This window comes from Pseudomonas sp. Ost2, assembly GCF_018326065.1.
Lineage (GTDB): Bacteria > Pseudomonadota > Gammaproteobacteria > Pseudomonadales > Pseudomonadaceae > Aquipseudomonas > Aquipseudomonas gingeri.
This window is the reverse complement of the sequence record NZ_AP021904.1, coordinates 7,122,288-7,140,536: the sequence shown is the minus strand read 5'-3', so window position 1 is coordinate 7,140,536 and position 18,249 is coordinate 7,122,288. Positions and strand designations below refer to the sequence as shown.

Here is an 18,249-nt window from a genome sequence, read left to right as displayed (position 1 = left end):
GCACTGGTCGGTCCGGTTCAAGAGGTGATGTCGGCGCTGTGGCTGACGCGCGCGCCGAAGTCGCTGATCGCACTGAACTCGACCTTCAGGGCGCCGCTGGGCGGGGTTCGCAGGTTGGGCAGCGGGAAGCGCTTGATGTCGCCGGACGGCAGCAACAGGCTGTCGTTGACCTCCTTGTTCGGTGCCTTCGGGTAACGCTCGTCGCGGCCCTTGCCCACCAGTTCCACCGAGCCCAGGGAGACGTGATAAGGCGTCGGGTTGAGGACTTCCAGCGCGTGGCCACCTTCATGGCGCACGAGTTTCCAGCTCAGCTTCGGTGCCGCGCTGGTTTTCGGATAGGGCAGGCCTTCCGGCCGGTAGAACACTCGCAGCCGGGAACGAAACGACAGTTCCAGCAGGTTCCTGTCGGCAGTACCGACGGTGGTCGGCTGCACTTCCAGCACATTCAGCCAGAACAGGCTTTCGCGGTCCGTGGGTAGCGGGCCGCCGGTATAGCGCAGGCGCGGGGCCTGCTGCTTTTTCGGTTCGATGCGCAGGATCGGCGGCATCGCGGTGAAGGGCGCCTGTGCGGTGGCGGGCGTCGCGCGCTTGTCGCCGTCGTCGAGCCAGAGCTGGACCAGGGCGGGACGTTCGCCCTTGTTCTCCAGCCGGACCACGACTTCCTGTTGCTCGGCGGGATAGATCACGCGCGCGCCATGGATGACCACGGCGGCAAGCGAGGAAGTAGCGTGCAGCGATGCCGTCAGAAGGGCACAGGCGACCATGCCCGAACGAACCAGGTTGTTCATTGGCGAAGCTCTCGTGTTGAAGGCTGGACCCGCGACAGGGCGCGGGTCCGTTGGATGACGCTTACTCGGCGTACTCGATCATGAAGCCGACCCGGGTGGCGACCTGGCCTTCACCCGCTGCACCGGTGGCGTAGTACTGTGCGCCCAGGGGAATGACCGCCTGGTTGTCGGCGATGACCACGCCTTCGGATTTCTCGGTGTAGACGTGGATCGGCGTACCGTCGCGCTGGGTGACCTCGACCTGCACGTTGCTGGCGGCGTCGCCGGTGGTGTCGATGTTCAGGCGACCGGTGGCGACATCGATGGCCGGGCTGGTCGGGTCGAACGCGACCATTGCGGTACGACCGTTGGTGCAGGCGGTTTCACCCGGCGCACCCACGCGAATCGAGAAACCGGTGAGGTTGGCGCGATCGCCGGCGTTCGTCAGGCGGGCCGCGGACACGCCGCCGAGGTCGACGTTCTTGACCACGCTGCCACCGCCTGGCGCTTCGCCTTCGATGGTGCAGGTCACGTCGGTCACCAGGCCATTGAAGTTGATGACGCCGTCATTGGCGGCGGCAGCCGGCAGGGCAATGAGTGCGGCCAGGGCGAGGGAGACGGCGGCAGAGACTTGGGAGATTTTCATCGGATTACCTTGAATGGTTTCAGTTGATTTCCCTTCCGACAGCCCTCCGGGTGGAGGGTGATAGCCTGTCGGACGAGGCCGCTACTCTCGCGTAGCCGGGGTCGCTGGAACATCGAGATAACTCGAAACCCTGCAGTTTCGTGATTTCTCGAAGGGCTTTCCGTTTGTGCTCTCGGCGCTGGGTGCTATAAGCCTGAAAGTTCTGTAGGTATTCGTCGCGGCCCTTATCTGCTGGCTCGGTTTTTTCTCGGGAGGTCTAAATAAAGATGACTAGCGCAGTCCCTGGTTCCTACACAGTCATGCTGCTGGACGATCACGAACTGATAAGGGTGGGTACGTCCCTGTGGTTGTCGAAAGAGCCTGACCTTGAGGTTGTCGGTTCCTTTTCCACGGGCAGGGAACTGCTCGCCGCCCTGGCCATCAGGCAGCCGGATATCCTCGTGATCGACTTCATGCTCGGCCCGACGGAGATCGACGGGATCAACCTCATCCGTGCGCTGCGGGTGCGTTATCCCGATTGCCGGCCACTGGTGCTTTCGGCCCACTACACCCCGGCGACCGTGTCGCTGGCGCTACGGGCCGGGAGCTGGGGTTTCTTTGGCAAGACCCAGCGCCTGGACGGGCTGGCGGCGATCCGTACCGTGGCCCGGGGCAAGATCTACCTGCACCCGATCATGGCCAGGGAGGTCGCCACGGTGTCGGAGAAGGAGGTGTACGAGGCGGCGAGCGCCAGCGAGCAGGTGCCCGCGTGTGCCCATGACATCCTCTCTCCCAGGGAGCGGGAAGTGCTGCGCTGCTTTCTCGATGGCATGTCGGTGAATGGGATTGCCGAGAAGTTCTCGCGCAGCGCCAATACCATCAGCACCCAGAAACAGTCGGCCTACCGCAAGCTGGGGATCAAGACCGACAGCGAACTGTTCAAGCTGTCCAGTTCGCTACGGGATTCGAACGCGATGGGTTTCTGAGGCCGGCGGGGACCGGCCTGTCGCGGGACGGGTTACTCGATGAAGGTCACGACGCCGCCGGCCAGAGACTTGACCCGGGCCAGGGACTCGACGCGATAGCCCTGGGCGTCCAGCTCGGCACGGCCGCCCTGGAACGACTTCTCGATCACGATGCCCAGGCCCGCCACGGTCGCGCCGGCCTGCTTGATGATCGAGATCAGCGCCTGGGACGCTTTGCCGTTGGCCAGGAAGTCATCGATGATCAGCACGCGGTCGCTGCTGGTCAGGTGGCGCGGGGAGATCGCCACGGTGCTTTCCACCTGCTTGGTGAAGGAGTAGACGGTCGCCGACAGCAGGTTCTCCGTCAGGGTCAGGGACTGGTGCTTGCGGGCGAAAATCACCGGTACGCCGAGGTTCAAGCCGGTCATGATCGCCGGGGCGATGCCCGAGGCTTCGATGGTGACGATCTTGGTGATGCCCGAATCGGCGAACAGCGTGGCGAATTCGTCACCGATCAGTTTCATCAACTGCGGGTCGATCTGGTGGTTCAGGAAGGCGTCGACCTTCAGGACCTGATCGGAAAGCACGATGCCTTCTTCGCGAATTTTCTTATGCAGTGCTTCCACGGAACGTCCTCGAATAGCGCGTTTACGCTGAAAATATTGCTCCTGCAGGAGCGGGTTTGGGTAGGAGCGGGCTTGCCCATGAAGGGGCCAGTGAGGCTACTGAAAAGCTTCGCGGGCAAGCCCGCTCCCACACAAGCCCGCTCCCACAAATAAAGGGGAATCCAATTCTAGCGCTTTAACATGGCGCGTATATCCGCCAACGCGGAGTTGCCGCGAACGGCTTTCACTTCGGTCGGTGTGTCATCGTTGCCTTCCCAGGCCAGGTCGTCGGGAGGCAGTTCATCGAGGAAACGGCTCGGCGCGCAATCGATGACCTCGCCATACTGCTTGCGCTTGGCGGCGAAGGTGAAGGCCAGGGTCTGGCGCGCGCGGGTAATCCCGACATAGGCCAGGCGCCGTTCTTCCTCGATGGTGTCGGCCTCGATGCTGGAGCGGTGGGGGAGGATCTCCTCCTCCATGCCCATGATGAACACATAGGGGAACTCCAGCCCCTTGGACGCATGCAGGGTCATCATCTGCACGCCTTCGGCGCCTTCTTCCTCTTCCTGCTGGCGTTCGAGCATGTCACGCAGGACCAGCTTGCCGATGGCGTCCTCGACGGTCATGTCGCCGTCTTCGTCTTTCTCCAGGGTGTTCTTCAGCGCCTCGATCAGGAACCAGACGTTGCTCATCCGGTAGTCGGCGGCCTTGTCGCTGGAGCTGTTGGTGCGCAGCCAGTTCTCGTAGTCGATGTCCATGACCATGCTGCGCAGGGCGGAAATCGGGTCTTCGCCGGCGCACTGCTCACGCACGCGATCCATGAAGCGCTTGAACCGCGCCAGGCGGTCGGTGAAGCGGCTGTCCAGGTGTTCGCCGAGGCCGATCTCGTCGGTGGCGGCGTACATCGAGATCTTGCGCTCGGTGGCATAGTTGCCGAGCTTTTCCAGGGTGGTCGAGCCGATTTCCCGGCGTGGCACGTTGATCACCCGCAGGAAGGCGTTGTCGTCATCCGGGTTCACGATCAGGCGGAAGTAGGCCATCAGGTCCTTCACTTCCTGGCGTCCGAAAAAGCTGTTGCCGCCGGACAGGCGATAGGGGATCTGGTGGTGCTGCAGCTTCAACTCGATCAGCTTGGCCTGGTAGTTGCCGCGATAGAGGATGGCGAAATCGCTGTAGGGCCGGTCGGTGCGCAGGTGCAGGCTGAGGATTTCCATGGCCACGCGCTCGGCCTCGGCGTCCTCGTTGCGGCAGCGGATCACGCGGATCTCGTCGCCGTGGCCCATCTCGCTCCAGAGCTGTTTTTCGAACTCGTGGGGATTGTTCGAGATCAGCACGTTGGCGCAGCGCAGGATACGGCTGGTGGAGCGGTAGTTCTGCTCGAGCATCACCACTTTCAGGGACGGGTAGTCGTCCTTGAGCAGCATCAGGTTTTCCGGACGCGCGCCGCGCCAGGCGTAGATCGACTGGTCGTCGTCGCCGACCACGGTGAACTGGTTGCGCGTGCCGATCAGCATTTTCACCAGCAGGTACTGGCTGGCGTTGGTGTCCTGGTATTCGTCCACCAGCAGGTAGCGGACCTTGTTCTGCCACTTTTCGAGGATGTCGGCATGTTCCTCGAACAGTTTCACCGGCAGCAGGATCAGGTCGTCGAAGTCCACCGCGTTGAACGCCTTGAGCGTGCGCTGGTAGTGGGTGTAGACGATGGCGGCGGTCTGCTCCTTGGGGTTGCGCGCGTTTTCCAGGGCCTGGGGCGGCAGGATCAGGTCGTTCTTCCACGAGCCGATCATGTTCTTGATCTCGTCGACGCCGTCGTCGCCCGAGTATTCCTTCTGCATGATGTCGGTCATCAGGGCCTTGACGTCGGTCTCGTCGAAAATCGAGAAGCCCGGCTTGTAGCCCAGCCGCACGTGTTCCTTGCGGATGATGTTCAACCCCAGGTTGTGGAAGGTCGAGACCGTCAGGCCACGGCCTTCGCCACCCTTGAGCAGGGTGCCGACGCGTTCCTTCATTTCCCGCGCCGCCTTGTTGGTGAAGGTCATGGCGACGATGTACTGGGCGCGGATGCCGCAGTTCTGGATCAGGTGGGCGATCTTGCGGGTGATCACGCTGGTCTTGCCGGAGCCGGCACCGGCGAGCACCAAAAGAGGGCCGCCGACGTAGTTCACGGCTTCTTGCTGCCGGGGGTTGAGTCGGGACATGGCGAAGTAAGTGGTCTGTTACGAAAAAGGGCGGGCATTTTAACAGGCTGGACAGATTCTGCCGCGACTCTCCGACACTGTGACGTACCACGCGATCTAAATTTGCCGGTTTTGTTACTTTCCCGCAGGATGCGCGAAGAATTTAAGGCTATCGTTCACGTTTGCACGGTACAAGACGGCGGTTGAGAATCAATTGCGTTTGTAGTCGCTGCACGGCGCGTCATAATGCCTTTCGCCACTATTTTTTGCAGAGTCTAGGGAGCTAGCTTGTCCAAGCCTGTCGAACCCTTGCGTTTGCTGCTTCTGGCCGAAGAGCCGGTGTGGGCAGCGTTGTTGCGCGAGTGTCTCGCTCCGATGGGAGGCGCGGCCGTATTGGTCAGTGCGACCTCCTGGGAGTTGGTCAGTAGCCTCTTCGATGACGAACGCACGGCGGTATTGCTCACCGTGCCCGGCCTGCAGCCGGCGCCGGGGCGTTGCAGCCTGCCGACCGTGCTGCTGCTCGACAGCGAGCCCGACGTGGCGCCGCTGGGCGTCAGCGACTGGCTGGTCCGCGCGGACCTGGACGCCTCGACCCTGCGTCGCTGCCTGCGGCACGTGCGTGAGCGCGGCGTGTTGGAAAACACCCTGCAACGTCTCGCCGAACAGGACCCGCTCACCGGTATCGCCAATCGCCAGGGGTTCCAGACCCTGCTGGCGGCGCGCCTGGCCGAGAATGAAGGGCGCGGCCTGGCCCTCGGGCACCTCGACCTGGACAACTTCCGTCATGCCAACGATGCCCTGGGGCACCAGGCCGGTGACCGGCTGATCCTGCAAGTGGTCGCCCGCCTCAAGAGCCAGCTCGAAGCCGGTGATCAACTGGCGCGCCTGGGCAGCGACGAGTTCGCCCTGTTGATCGATACCCGTCGCGCACCGCAGCGGGCCGAGTGGATGGCCGAGCGGATCATCGAAGTCATGGCCGAACCCTATTGGGTCGACGGTGAAAGCCTGTTGATCGGCTGCAGCCTGGGCATCGCCCACGCTCGCGCCAACGCCGGGGCCGACCCGCTGATGTGGCACGCGCACATTGCCATGCAGCAGGCCAAGAGCACCCAGGGCTGCACCTTCCACATCTTCAATGAACGCATCAATCGCAATGCCCGCAGCCTCGCCGACCTTGAAAGCGAGCTGCGCCGGGCGTTGCGCCGCGACGAGCTGGAGCTGCACTACCAGCCGCGCCTGGACCTGGGCACCGGGCAGATCGTCGGCCTCGAAGCCCTGGTGCGCTGGCGCCACGGCGAGCGCGGACTGTTGCCGCCCAGCGAATTCGTGCCGCTGGCCGAGCAGAGCGGGTTGATCGTGCCCCTGGGCTACTGGGTGATTTCCCGGGCCCTGCGGGATATGCAGGACTTGCGCGAGCGCGGACTGGGGCCATTGCACATGGCGGTCAACCTGTCGTTCCGACAGTTCCAGGACAGCCAGTTGCTGTCGACCCTGAGCCGGCTGATCGCCGAGCGCGGCGTCGAGGCGCAATGGCTGGAGTTCGAACTCACCGAAACCGCGGTCATGCGGCGCAGCGACCTGGTCAAGCAGACCATGGATGCCCTCGGGCGGCTGGGGGTGCGTTTTTCCCTGGATGACTTCGGCACCGGTTTCTCCTCCTTCGTGCACCTCAACAGCCTGCCAATAGCCTTGCTCAAGGTGGACAAGAGTTTCGTCGGCGGCATGGAGTTGCGCGAAGAGAACCGCAAGCTGGTTCACGCCATGATCAACCTGGCCCACAACCTCAACCTGGAAGTGGTGGCCGAAGGGGTCGAAACACCGGAGCAACTGGCGCTGTTGCGTGGCTTCGGCTGCGACCAGGCCCAGGGCTACCTGATCAGCCGGCCGCTGCCGCTGGTGGAACTGGTCGAGTACCTGACGTTCGGTGCCAGCCAGCAGGCGGTGCAGGACGTCTGCTGAGCCTGTCGGGGTGCGGTCCCCCGTGGGAGCCGGCTTGCTGGCGATTGCGATCGATCAGGCGACATCTTTGCCGGCTGATACAACGCGATCGCCAGCAAGCCGGCTCCCACCCGTCGGGGTCGTGCGCGCTGACGAATTCGTCCGGCCATGCTTCAGCATCCGCTTCATCCGCCATTCGAACGCCAGGGTCAGGCCCACCGCCGCGAACGCCAGCCCCAGGGCCAGGCCCCACCAGACGCCGGTAGGGCCCCAGCCGACACTGAACGCCAGCAGCCACGCCGCCGGTGCGCCGATCAGCCAGTAGCAACCGAGCCCGACGAGGAAGGTCGTCTTGGCATCCTTGAGCCCGCGAATCGCGCCCATGGCGATGGTCTGGGTGCCGTCGAACAGCTCGAACCAGGCGGCCACGGCCAGCAGGCTGACAGCCAGGTCGATCACCGGACGGAATGCCGGGTCGTTGTGGTCCAGGAACAACCCGATCAACTGATGCGGCGCGAGCCAGAAGAGCATGGCGAAGGCCAGCATGGTCGCCGCGCCGAAGGCGATGCCGACCCGTCCCGCGCGCCGCGCATCCAGCAGTTGTCCGGCACCGTAGTGCTGACCGATGCGCAGGGTGATGGCATAGGAAATCCCCGCCGGAATCATGAACGCCACCGAGACGATCTGCAGGGCGATCTGGTGGGCCGCCAGCTGGGTGCTGCCCATGGTGCCCATGCACAGGGCAGCGAAGGCGAACAGCCCGACTTCCACCGCGTAGGTGCCGCCGATGGGCAGGCCCAGTCGCCAGAGCTCGCGCAGGTACTGCCAGTTCGGCCGGGACAGGCCGCGGCGCAAGGGGTAGTCGCGATACGCGGCATGCCGCCTGATGTGCCAGGCCATGGCCAGCGCCATGCAGTTGGCGACGATGGCGGTGACCAGGCCGATACCGGTCAGTCCCAGCCGGGGCAGGCCGAACATCCCGGTGATGAACGCATAGTTGAGGGCAAAGTTGGCCACGGTGCCACAGAGGCTGATCACCATCACCGGGGTGGCGCGTCCCAGGGCACTGGTAAAGCCGCGCAGGGCCATGAAGCTCAGATAGCCGGGCAGGGCGAACGGCAGCGCCAGCAGGAACTGGCCGGCCGCGTGCACGTTGCTCGGGGTCTGGCCGAACAGCAGCAGGAGCGGCTTGAGGTTCCACAGCAGCAGGCCGGCGACCAGCGCCATGGCCCAGGCCAGCCAGAGCCCGGCCTGGGTCAGCCGGGTGGCGCCCTCGACATCGCCGGCGCCGTGACGAATGGCCACCAGGGTGCCGACCGCGGCAATCACGCCGAGGCAGAAAATCGACACGAATGAATAGCTCGCCGCACCCAGGCCGCCGCCGGCCAGGGCCTCGGGGCTGAGTCGGGCCATCATCAGGGTGTCGGTCAGCACCATCAGCATGTGTGCCAACTGCGAGGCGATCAACGGCCCCGACAGCCGCAGGATGGCCCAGAGTTCGGTACGTGCTGGATGCTGCATGATCATCAGGCTCAAAAAGTGGCAGGCTGGGGAAAGGATTGATTCTCGGCGCCTGCGCGGGTTTGCACAAAGGGATAAAAACGATTGCTCGCATGATAAAAACTCATGCAGGGGCATTTCTGGTAAGTTCTTCGCTATCCAGCCATCGGAAGGTTCCGCATGTCCCGCCGCCTGCCGCCCCTCTACGCCTTGCGTGCTTTCGAAGCCGCGGCGCGACATAGCTCGTTCACTCGCGCGGCGGAAGAACTGTCGATCACCCAGAGCGCGGTCAGCCGGCATATCCGCACGCTCGAAGACCACTTCGCCTGTCGCCTGTTCCAGCGCAATGGCCGCAACCTGCAATTGACGGAAGCCGCGCGCCTGCTGTTGCCGGGGATCCGCGAAGGCTTCGGTGCCCTGGAGCGTGCCTGCAATACCTTGCGCGCCGAAGATGACATCCTGCGCATGAAGGCGCCCTCGACCCTGACCATGCGCTGGTTGCTGGCCCGGCTCAGCCGCTTCCGGCACTTGCAGAAAGGCAACGAGGTGCAGCTCACCAGCGCCTGGATGGACATCGACAGTGTCGACTTCAACCAGGAGCCTTTCGATTGCGCGGTGTTGCTCGGCAACGGGCACTTCCCGCCGGACTGGGAAGCCAGCTACCTGTTTTCCGAATGGCTGATCCCGGTAGGCGCGCCGACGCTGCTCAACGACCAGCCCTGGGATGTCGAGCGGCTGGCCGGCGCCGAGCTGTTGCATCCGACGCCGGATCGTCGTGACTGGCGCAGCTGGCTGGAGCGCATGGGCCTGTCCGAGCGGATTTCCCTCAAGGGCGGCCAGGTGTTCGATACCCTGGAACTGGGCATGATCGCCGCGGCCCGTGGCTACGGCGTGTCCATGGGCGACCTGCTGATGGTGGCGGAGGATGTCGCCCAGGGCCGCCTGAGCCTGCCATGGCCGACCGCCGTGGCCAGCGGCGAGAAATACTACCTGGTATGGCCGAAAACCCGCCCTGGCGGCGAGCGCCTGCGGCGCCTGAGCGACTTCCTGCAAGGCGAGGTCGCCGCGATGGAATTGCCCCCGGTCGAACGCCTGAGCTGAATCGAAACAGCCCGTCAGTCCGGGATTTGGCCGATATCCACCTGATTTACTCAAGTATCGCTGCTGGCCGCCGAATCTACCCATATGGAACCTTCGTTCAGAAAGCCCCACTCACGACTCAACTTTTAGAATTATTACCGGGTAGCGCCACGAGATCAGGATGATCCGGCCGCTCGGCCAGGAGCTGTTCATGTCTCAACCCCGTGCTCGAATCGCCACGCAACTGGGTCTTGCGCTCGCTGTCATCCTGGCAGTGGTGATCAGTGGCAGTACTGTCTTTGCCCTCCGCTCGCTGGACTCCGCCAACCTCGACACCCGTGAAGAGCACCTGGCCAGCGAGGCGCGGCTGCTGGCCGACCAGTTGAATACCTTCCACGGCACCCTGCGCGAAAGCACCCAGCGCCTGAGCGGGCTGTTCGAAAAACGCTTCAGCAGCGGCCTGAGCGTACGCCCCGAGGCCCCGGTGGCCGTCGCCGGCACCCAGGCCCCCGGGTTGTACCTGGGCGATCACCTGCTCAACAACGATTTCAGCGAAGTCGACGAGTTCAAGCAGATGTCGGCTGGCGTCGCGACCTTGTTCGTGCGCAGTGGCGACGACTTTATCCGGGTCAGCACCTCCCTGACCAAGCAGGACGGCAGCCGGGCCATCGGCACCTTGCTCGACCACCAGCACCCGGCCTACGCCAGGCTGATGGCCGGCCAGGGCTATGTCGGCCGCGCCCTGCTGTTCGATCGCTCCTACATGACCCAGTACACGCCAGTGCGTGACAGCAGTGGCAAGGTGTTCGCGGTGCTGTTTGTCGGCTTCGACTACACCGATGCGCAGAACGCGCAGTTCGAAAACCTCAAGCGCTTCCGGATCGGCACCACCGGTTCCCTGTCGTTGCTCGACGAGCAGAAGCACTGGCTGGTGCCGCCTGCCGGGGTGAAGGACCTCGACCAGGCGGTCCCGGTGATCGCCGACCTCGCCAGGCAACCGGGCCAGGGACGTTTCTGGAGCGACAAGGGCGACGACCTCTACAGTGTCGCGGTGCCGTTCGAAGGCGGGCCGTGGACGGTGGTGGCGAGCATGCCCAAGGCCGAGATTCGCGAAGTGACCTGGAGCGTCGGTATTCGCCTGGTATTGGGCAGCGTGCTGGCGATGTTGCTGGCGGTCGGTGCGGCGGTCTGGCTGTTGCGCAGCAAGCTGCAACCGCTGGGAGACCTGGTGCGCCAGGCGCAAGCCCTGGGTGCCGGTGACTTGAGCGTACGGCTGAATGTGTCGAGCCATGACGAAATCGGCCAACTGGCTGCCAGCTTCAACCAGATGGGGCAGGCGCTGTCGACCATGGTCGAGCACATCCGCAAGGCCGCCGCCGAGGTCAACAGTCGCGCCAAGGCCTTGTCCGGCCTGTCCGGCGGGGCCTATGAGGGAATGGAACAGCAGTCCGGCGAAATCACCAGCATGGCCGGGGCGGTGGAGGAATTCAGCGCGACCTCGCTGAACATTGCCGACAACATGGGCAGTACCGAGCGCCTGGCCCAGGAAAATGCCCAGCAGACGCGGATCGGCCGGACCTCCATGGACGAAGCGTCCTCCTCCCTGGAGCAGATCGCCGCAGCGCTCAACAGCACCGCGACGGTGATCAACACTCTGGGCCAGCGTTCCCAGGAAATCGGTGGCATCGTCGGAGTGATCACCTCGATTGCCGACCAGACCAACCTGCTGGCGTTGAACGCTGCCATCGAAGCCGCCCGTGCCGGCGAGCAGGGCCGTGGTTTTGCCGTGGTGGCGGATGAAGTGCGCAGCCTGGCGGGTCGTACCCGCGAGGCGACCGACGAGATTTCCGGGATGATCCACAGCATCCAGCAGGAAACCAGCCATGCCATCCAGACCATGGAGCAGGGCAACGCGCTGATGCAGGAAGGTCTGTCACGCAATGCCAACGTTGCCTCGGCACTGGCGCGGATCGACGAACAGAGCCGCTCGGCCGGCCAGCAGTTCGCCGCCATCACCACCGCGACCCAGGAACAGAGCAGCACCGCGACCCTGCTCAGCAGCAACCTGCAAAGCATCGCCCTGGCCAACAGCGAACAGCGCGAAGTGGTCTCCAACCTGGCGCTGACCGCCAAGGAACTGGAAGGCCTGGCGGCGGACCTGCGTCAGGAGGTTGATCGGTTTCGTTGAGTGGGTGTAGGCCTTGATGCCGGACCGCTGCAAAGGCGGTCTGCAAGGCACCACGGTCTCAACTGGCACTGGGCCGATACTGCAGCGCCTCGGCCAGATGGTCGCGGCTGATGGTTTCCAGCTGCTCCAGATCCGCCAGGGTCCGCGCGACCTTCAGCAATCGATGGGCCGCCCGCAACGACAGGGTCAATCGCTCGCAAGCCGTTTCCAGCCAGTGTTCGTCGGCTGTGGATAACTTGCAGTGCTGTCGCAGGCCTTCCAGATCGAGAAAGGCATTGGCGCAGCCCTGGCGCTGTTGCTGGCAGTGGCGGGCTTCTGCCACCTGTGTCGCGGCCTTGGCCGTGTTGTTTCCCGGCTCCCGGGCGGGCCTCAAGGCCGTGGCCTCGCGGGCTACGGTCAGGTGCAGGTCGATGCGATCGAGCAGGGGGCCGGAGAGTTTGTTGCGATAGCGCTGGACCTGCTCCGGCGTGCAGCGACAGCGGTTGGCGGGGTCGCCAAGATATCCACAGGGGCAGGGATTCATCGCCGCCACCAGTTGGAAGCGCGCCGGGAAGCGTACCCGATCCCGGGCCCGGGAAATGATGATCTGGCCCGACTCCAGCGGCTCGCGTAAAACCTCCAGCACCTTGCGGTCGAACTCCGGCAACTCGTCGAGAAACAGCACGCCATGGTGGGCGAGGGTGATCTCGCCAGGCTGCGGCCTGGACCCGCCGCCCACCAGCGCCGGCCCGGAAGCCGAATGATGGGGCTGGCGAAACGGTCGCTGCGGCCAACTGCTGAGGGGCACATGGCTGGCGACCGACTGGATCGCCGCCACTTCCAGCGCTTCCTGTTCATCCAGCGGCGGCAACAGGCCGGGCAGACGGCTTGCCAGCAGCGTCTTGCCAGTACCCGGCGGCCCGCTGAACAGCAGGTTGTGGGCGCCGGCGGCGGCGATCAGCAGGGCGCGTTTGGCGGCGAGCTGGCCTTGCACTTCGCTCAGGTCCGGATAGGGCTTGCCCAGGTGCAGCAGGCCATCGGACTCGAAGGGGCTGATCGGTGCATGGCCGTTGAGATGGGCGACCAGTTGCAGCAGATGATCGACCGCGATCACCGTCAGCCCGGAAGCCAGCGAGGCCTCTTCGGCATTGGCCTGCGGCACCACCAGCGTACGTCCGGCGGCGCGTGCCGCGAGCGCCGCCGGCAACACGCCCTGCACCGGGCGAATGGCGCCGGACAAGGCGAGTTCACCCAGGCACTCCAGGTTTTCCAGCGTGAGGGTCGGCACCTGCACGCTGGCGGCGAGGATGCCGAGGGCAATCGCCAGGTCGAAGCGCCCACCGTCCTTGGGCAGGTCCGCCGGAGCGAGGTTGAGGGTGATGCGCCGAGCGGGAAAGTCGAGGGCCGAATTGAGGATCGCGCTGCGCACCCGGTCCTTGCTTTCCTTCACGGCGGTTTCGGGCAGGCCGACCAGGGTAAGGGAGGGCAAGCCGTTGGCCATATGGGTTTCAACGGTAACGGCGGGGGCTTCCACGCCCACCTGGGCGCGAGTGTGGACGATGGCCAGGGACATGTTCTTTCCTTGAACGCGAAGCGGATTTGCTGAGGTTCTGCAAGGCTAGTCGAGCGGGGGGAGGGCTTGTGGGCTTTTGTGTGTCCGGACGATTCGTTGTCTGGTCATGAGAGCGCCAAGCGTCAATCATGCGGGACCGTAGAACATTACTGAGGTGAACAATGATCAGGAATGGCAGACATCCGAATGATCGATTTTCTGGCAAACGCTATGCGTGGGGGAGGGCGGGCGCATGGGATACAAACACTGGCGGTGAGCTCGCCAGAAACAAGTAGGCCCCGCATAGCGGGGCCATAACATACCTAGTTTCTTCACCGTTTCAGTAGCCCGGGAGTGGAGTGGCTAGGGCAGCGAAGTAATCATATTTGACTGTGACGGCCCGGTCAAACCTGGAAATCAGACGTTAAAATCAAGGAGCCATGAACGACAGATGGTATGGCAGACGCTTGAATCAAAGCTTTCCACCCCGAGAATGTCGCGCTATCTGCAGGGGCATCAGGGAGAGGAAGCAAGGGCTGCACAAGCCTATCTCCATAACATGAAAATCGCCGAGTCTCTGGTGTCTGTTTTTCATGTGCTGGAAGTCGCGTTGCGCAACGGAATCCAAAAGGAAATGGCTTTGTACTACGGTCGTGATGACTGGTATGAAGTCTGGGATGGCTGCACCAAGCCCGCTCTGGAAAGGCTTTACGACAAAATCAGAGAGGCCAAGGCAGGTCTGGCCCAGCGGCGGGTTGCGATCACGCCGGATAATCTAGTTGCAGAGCTCAGCTTTGGTTTCTGGACGACCTTGTTCAACAGGGCAACGATTCAAGATTTGTCGAAGCCGCTGATGAAGGTCTTTTTCCATTGCCCCAAAACACTACGCCGGCCTGACTTGATTCGTACACGTCTGAACAATGGGCGAGATCTTCGCAACAGATGTTTTCACCACGAGCCATTGCTCTGGCAACCGCTTTTTGCGCTCCACCGTGATCTATCAGAAGTCATCAAGTGGATCGACCCTGCATTGTTTGCCTGGATTCAGGCCCATGATAGGTTTCCGCAGACTTGTGCCGAGTGGGGGCGTTGGAAAAATGCTCCGGTAGCGTAGCCATCTCAAGCCACCGGAGGATTTAACTTGGCCCTCAACTCCGTTGGCCTTACGAGAAGGAAGGCAGCAGGCGTGATGCTCGTTTCCGCCATGGGGGGGGGCGTTTGCTACGTGGCTGTTCTCCCTCCGGCAGCATATGGGGAACGTTGTCGAGATGATTCGCCCTTACACGATAAGCGTATGCGGATAGGCATGCATCGCACTGTCGTGCGTCAACAGGCTCATCCCTTCGGCAATGGCCTGAGCCACCATGATCCGATCAAACGGTTCGCGATGATGGTTGGGCAGCGTGCCGACGATAAGTCCGTGCTCTGCGGTGATGGGTAGTTCGAGATAGCCGGCATCCAGCAGTGCTCTGCGCAGCACGGCTGGAGTGATGCTCGTACGCTCGGCTCCCTTGGTGGTCAGTTCCCAGATGCTGGCAGCGTTGAAATACAGGAGATTGGCTTCATCGTCGATAAGCTTGGCTGCTGTTATGGATAGCTTTGCGTCGCCAATGGCAGCCCATATGAGTATATGGGTGTCGAGCAGCAGCCTCACGTTTTGTCCTCGAACAGGTCGGCGATATCTGCATCCAGGGCGTCCGAGACCTCGGTGTTGAATGCCACGCCACTGAGCATCCCGCGACGTTTGGGTGCGGCGATGGGAACTAGCTTGGCGACCGGAACACCTGCCTTGGCGATGATGATGGTTTCGCCACCCGCCGCTGCATCAACAAGCTGCGAGAAGTGCGTCTTGGCTGCATGGATGTTGTGAGTCTGCATGTCGTTGCCTCCCACAGGTTGGCTGACGAACCAAGCTTAGTCCGTTATGTGGACTAACTAGAGTGTGTTCCGATCAAGTGCCAGTCAAGGGGGGCATTCTCCAGGCCGCTTGATCACGGAAGACCTGTCGTGACTTATCTCTTCTCAGAAACTCCTGCCTGCTCCACATCCTCCTCATCGCTCTCAAACAACCGTGCCAGTTCCACCCGCGCTTCCTGTGCGGTCTGCATGACCTTCGAGCGGTCGCCACGCACCAGCCGCTGAGCGGCCAGAACCTGTTCGTCGTGGGCCATGAACTGCTCAATGCGCCGCTGCGCCTGGGCCGAGCCAAGGCCCAGCCCTTCCAGGGCGCGGCGGGTCATCTCCAGGCTCGAATAGTAGGTTTCACGCACCGGTTCCGCACCGGCGTCGAGCAACTGGTGTACGTGCTGGCGGTTGCGCGCACGGGCCAGGACCTTGACCCGCGGGTACAGGCGCTGCACCGTCTCGGCGGTCCTCACCGCCTTTTCCGGGTCGTCCAGGGCGACGATGAAGTACTCGGCCTCGCCGACCTTGGCGGCGCTGAGGATTTCCGGGCGCATGGGATCACCATACGAACACCGGCACGTGCTCGAAGCTGCGGGTCATCTCGATGGTATCGACCGATGTGTCCAGGGCGACGAAGGGAATGCCCTGTGCCCGCAGGATGCGCGCGATAACCTGGCCGACGCGGCCCATGCCGGCGATCACCACCCGTGGGCCGTCGCTCTTGATCGCCTTGAATTCTGGCGGCACCTCGCGGGGCGGCTGTGGGCGTGTCTTGATAAAGCGCGCGCAGGCCAACAACAGCAGTGGAGTGATGGCCATCGACAGGGTGATGGTCATGATCAGGGTATCGTAGGTGCGGGCATCGAACAGACCCAGGTTCTGGCCGAGCTTGAAGACCACGAAGGCGAACTCGCCGCCAGCGGCCAGGACCACGCCCAGGCGCACTGCGCCGATGCGCGACAACCCGCCGGCCATGCGCCCGATGAACATCAGCAGCGGCAACTTGACCGCGATCAGCAGCACGGTCAGGCCGATGATCAGCCCCGGGGTTTCGAACAGCAGCGGCAGGTTCGCTCCCATGCCCACGCTCATGAAGAACAGGCCCAGCAGCAGGCCCTTGAAGGGCTCGATTTGCGATTCCAGTTCATGGCGGTATTCCGAGTCGGCCAGCAGCAGGCCGGCGAGGAAGGCGCCCAGTGCCATCGACACACCCGCCAGCTCCATCAGCCAGGCGGTGCCGATCACCACCAGCAGCGCGGTGGCGGTGGCCACTTCCGGCAGGCCGGTGCGGGCCACGGTGCGAAACAGCGGGCGCAGCAGGTAGCGCCCTCCGACCACGACCACGGCGATGCTGCCGAGTACTTTCAGTCCGTGGACCAGGCCGCTTTCGCCGGCAGCCTGTGCTTCGGTGACCGCCAGCAGCGGTACCAGGGCGATCAGTGGGATGGCGGCGATATCCTGGAACAACAGGATGGCGAAGGCGAGCCGACCGTGGGGGCTGTTCAACTGGCGGCTCTCGGCCAGGCTCTGCAAGCCCATCGCGGTCGACGACAACGCCAGGCCGAGACCGAGGACGAGCGCCGCCTGCAGGGTCTGGCCGAAAGCGACGATGGCCAGGGTGCCGATCACCAGCGCGGTCAGCAGCACTTGGGCCAGACCGACGCCGAATACCGCCTTGCGCATCAGCCACAGGCGCTTGGGCGACAGCTCCAGGCCAATGATGAACAGCAGGAAGACCACGCCCATTTCGGAAAAGTGCGAGACATGCTCGGCGTCACCCATCAGTTTCAGCACCTGTGGGCCGATGAGCGCGCCGGCCAGCAGGTAGCCGAGCACGGCACCGAGCTGCAGACGCTTGGCCAGGGGAACGACGATGACCGCGGCCATCAGGAAAATGACCGCGGCCTGCAGCAGGCTGCCTTCATGGGGCATGGGAGAACTCCCTTTCTTCAGGATAGGGCAATGAAAGCCCGCCAGCGGTGCTGCCTGGCGGGCAAGTGGTCGGGAGGATCAGCCCAGGGTACGTTGCGGGGCCTTGTGCACCATGGTGTAGGCGTAATCCACGCCCATGCCGTAGGCGCCGCTGTGCTCGCGCACCAGGTCCATGACCGCGTCGTAGGTTTCCTTGTGCGCCCAATCGCGCTGGAACTCGAGCAATACCTGCTGCCAGGTCACCGGCACCGCGCCGGCCTGGATCATCCGTTGCACGGACATGTCGTGGGCTTCCTGGGTGGTGCCGCCCGAGGCGTCGGTGACGATGTACACCTCGTAGCCTTCGGCCATGGCTTCCAGGGCCGGGAAGGTCAGGCAGACCTCGGTCCACAGGGCGGCCATGATCAGCTTCTTGCGGCCGGTGGCCTTCACTGCTTCGACCAGTTTCTTGTCTTCCCAGGAGTTCATCGAGGTGCGCTCGATCGGCTGGGCGCCCGGGTTGACCGCCAGCAGTTCAGGCCAGATATAACCGCTGAAGCTTTCGGTCTCGACCGAGGTGTAGATGGTCGGCACGTTGAAGACCTTCGCGGCCTTGGCCAGGCCCACGGTGTTGTTCTTCAGGGTCTGGCGGTCTATCGACTGCACGCCGAAGGACATCTGTGGCTGGTGGTCGATCAGGATCAGGGCGGAGTTGGTTGGGTTCAGCAGTTCACGAATGGACATGTTCGAGTTCCTTTTGAGTCGAGAAAGTAGGTGGAGCGAATTCGGTGCTGGCCTGTCGTTTCGGTCAGTGGCTGCGGCATGGGTGTACTTTATGGGTGATCAGCTGATGGGACAATCTAGCGAAATAGAGAATCATTGATTCTAAATAAGGGACAATTGTGGTGATGTTCGAACAGGGGCTGACAGCGCCCTGGGGGGCGTTGGTGTGAACATCCTCGAGGGAGGGGGGTTCTGTTATCAGGCAGGGGCCGGTATTGGCCGTCAGGTATGTCAGGGAGGGCGGCGGCCTGGCCAGCCGGTCACGCCGATGGAA

The 18,249-nt window shown here is 63.4% G+C and carries 14 protein-coding genes and 1 pseudogene; 5 read left to right on the top strand and 10 right to left on the bottom strand.

Annotated features, from left to right (window positions below):
* Positions 1-17: 17 nt before the first annotated feature.
* Positions 18-788 (bottom strand): fimbria/pilus periplasmic chaperone, encoded by a 771-nt coding sequence (locus KI243_RS31790; protein WP_177118611.1) that lies wholly within the window; start codon positions 786-788, stop codon positions 18-20.
* Positions 789-849: 61 nt separating this feature from the next.
* Positions 850-1,413, bottom strand: coding sequence for a fimbrial protein (locus tag KI243_RS31785; RefSeq protein WP_212810281.1), 564 nt, complete (start codon positions 1,411-1,413; stop codon positions 850-852).
* Between the two features lie 299 nt (positions 1,414-1,712).
* On the opposite strand from KI243_RS31785, the gene KI243_RS31780 reads away from it, so the two are divergent.
* Positions 1,713-2,378: a response regulator transcription factor gene (locus KI243_RS31780; RefSeq protein WP_212811267.1), complete on the top strand. Its 666-nt coding sequence runs from the start codon at positions 1,713-1,715 to the stop codon at positions 2,376-2,378.
* Between the two features lie 32 nt (positions 2,379-2,410).
* Here KI243_RS31780 and KI243_RS31775 read toward each other — a convergent pair whose 3' ends face one another.
* Positions 2,411-2,983 (bottom strand): xanthine phosphoribosyltransferase, encoded by a 573-nt coding sequence (locus KI243_RS31775; RefSeq protein ID WP_017125512.1) that lies wholly within the window; start codon positions 2,981-2,983, stop codon positions 2,411-2,413.
* Positions 2,984-3,150: 167 nt separating this feature from the next.
* Positions 3,151-5,160, bottom strand: a complete 2,010-nt coding sequence (gene rep, locus KI243_RS31770) for a DNA helicase Rep (RefSeq protein ID WP_042935111.1) — start codon at positions 5,158-5,160, stop codon at positions 3,151-3,153.
* 267 nt (positions 5,161-5,427) lie between these two features.
* Between rep and KI243_RS31765 the strand changes: the two genes are divergently transcribed.
* The gene (locus KI243_RS31765; protein WP_017125510.1) at positions 5,428-7,098 is read left to right on the top strand and encodes a bifunctional diguanylate cyclase/phosphodiesterase; all 1,671 of its coding nucleotides are present in this window, start codon (positions 5,428-5,430) and stop codon (positions 7,096-7,098) included.
* Between the two features lie 54 nt (positions 7,099-7,152).
* Here the strand turns inward: KI243_RS31765 and KI243_RS31760 are convergent, their stop codons facing one another.
* Positions 7,153-8,598 (bottom strand): NorM family multidrug efflux MATE transporter, encoded by a 1,446-nt coding sequence (locus KI243_RS31760; protein ID WP_244861798.1) that lies wholly within the window; start codon positions 8,596-8,598, stop codon positions 7,153-7,155.
* A gap of 159 nt (positions 8,599-8,757) precedes the next feature.
* On the opposite strand from KI243_RS31760, the gene KI243_RS31755 reads away from it, so the two are divergent.
* Both KI243_RS31755 and KI243_RS31750 read left to right on the top strand, forming a co-directional pair.
* Entirely contained in the window at positions 8,758-9,678 is a 921-nt protein-coding gene (locus KI243_RS31755) for a LysR substrate-binding domain-containing protein (RefSeq protein WP_103033057.1), read from the top strand.
* A 190-nt stretch (positions 9,679-9,868) separates the two neighbouring features.
* Positions 9,869-11,845 carry a methyl-accepting chemotaxis protein gene (locus KI243_RS31750; RefSeq protein ID WP_177128201.1) on the top strand — a complete coding sequence of 659 codons (1,977 nt, stop codon included), beginning with the start codon at positions 9,869-9,871 and terminating at the stop codon, positions 11,843-11,845.
* 58 nt (positions 11,846-11,903) lie between these two features.
* On the opposite strand, the gene KI243_RS31745 is transcribed toward KI243_RS31750, so the two are convergent.
* A complete protein-coding gene (locus tag KI243_RS31745) occupies positions 11,904-13,397 on the bottom strand; it encodes a YifB family Mg chelatase-like AAA ATPase (RefSeq protein WP_103033056.1) in 1,494 nt (497 codons plus the stop codon).
* A 430-nt stretch (positions 13,398-13,827) separates the two neighbouring features.
* Between KI243_RS31745 and KI243_RS31740 the strand changes: the two genes are divergently transcribed.
* The gene (locus tag KI243_RS31740; RefSeq protein WP_212810280.1) at positions 13,828-14,490 is read left to right on the top strand and encodes an Abi family protein; all 663 of its coding nucleotides are present in this window, start codon (positions 13,828-13,830) and stop codon (positions 14,488-14,490) included.
* Positions 14,491-14,655: 165 nt separating this feature from the next.
* Here the strand turns inward: KI243_RS31740 and KI243_RS31735 are convergent, their stop codons facing one another.
* The 4 genes and pseudogenes from KI243_RS31735 to KI243_RS31720 form a co-directional block, all read right to left on the bottom strand.
* Entirely contained in the window at positions 14,656-15,030 is a 375-nt protein-coding gene (locus KI243_RS31735; protein ID WP_212810279.1) for a type II toxin-antitoxin system VapC family toxin, read from the bottom strand.
* Positions 15,027-15,254: a type II toxin-antitoxin system prevent-host-death family antitoxin gene (locus KI243_RS31730; RefSeq protein ID WP_177108756.1), complete on the bottom strand. Its 228-nt coding sequence runs from the start codon at positions 15,252-15,254 to the stop codon at positions 15,027-15,029. The genes KI243_RS31735 and KI243_RS31730 overlap by 4 nt, the downstream gene beginning before the upstream one ends.
* A 134-nt stretch (positions 15,255-15,388) precedes the next feature.
* A pseudogene (locus tag KI243_RS31725) lies at positions 15,389-17,213 on the bottom strand (monovalent cation:proton antiporter-2 (CPA2) family protein).
* Between the two features lie 78 nt (positions 17,214-17,291).
* Positions 17,292-17,936: a hydrolase gene (locus KI243_RS31720; RefSeq protein WP_212810278.1), complete on the bottom strand. Its 645-nt coding sequence runs from the start codon at positions 17,934-17,936 to the stop codon at positions 17,292-17,294.
* Between the last annotated feature and the right edge of the window lie 313 nt (positions 17,937-18,249).

Bases quoted from the DNA above. Each gene is read 5' to 3' on its own strand.
- KI243_RS31790 (WP_177118611.1), bottom strand. From the start codon at position 788: ATGAACAACCTGGTTCGTTCGGGCATGGTCGCCTGTGCCCTTCTGACG.
- KI243_RS31785 (WP_212810281.1), bottom strand. From the start codon at position 1,413: ATGAAAATCTCCCAAGTCTCTGCCGCCGTCTCCCTCGCCCTGGCCGCA.
- KI243_RS31780 (WP_212811267.1), top strand. From the start codon at position 1,713: ATGCTGCTGGACGATCACGAACTGATAAGGGTGGGTACGTCCCTGTGG.
- rep (WP_042935111.1), bottom strand. From the start codon at position 5,160: ATGTCCCGACTCAACCCCCGGCAGCAAGAAGCCGTGAACTACGTCGGC.
- KI243_RS31760 (WP_244861798.1), bottom strand. From the start codon at position 8,598: ATGCAGCATCCAGCACGTACCGAACTCTGGGCCATCCTGCGGCTGTCG.
- KI243_RS31755 (WP_103033057.1), top strand. From the start codon at position 8,758: ATGTCCCGCCGCCTGCCGCCCCTCTACGCCTTGCGTGCTTTCGAAGCC.
- KI243_RS31750 (WP_177128201.1), top strand. From the start codon at position 9,869: ATGTCTCAACCCCGTGCTCGAATCGCCACGCAACTGGGTCTTGCGCTC.
- KI243_RS31745 (WP_103033056.1), bottom strand. From the start codon at position 13,397: ATGTCCCTGGCCATCGTCCACACTCGCGCCCAGGTGGGCGTGGAAGCC.
- KI243_RS31740 (WP_212810280.1), top strand. From the start codon at position 13,828: ATGGTATGGCAGACGCTTGAATCAAAGCTTTCCACCCCGAGAATGTCG.
- KI243_RS31730 (WP_177108756.1), bottom strand. From the start codon at position 15,254: ATGCAGACTCACAACATCCATGCAGCCAAGACGCACTTCTCGCAGCTT.
- KI243_RS31720 (WP_212810278.1), bottom strand. From the start codon at position 17,936: ATGTCCATTCGTGAACTGCTGAACCCAACCAACTCCGCCCTGATCCTG.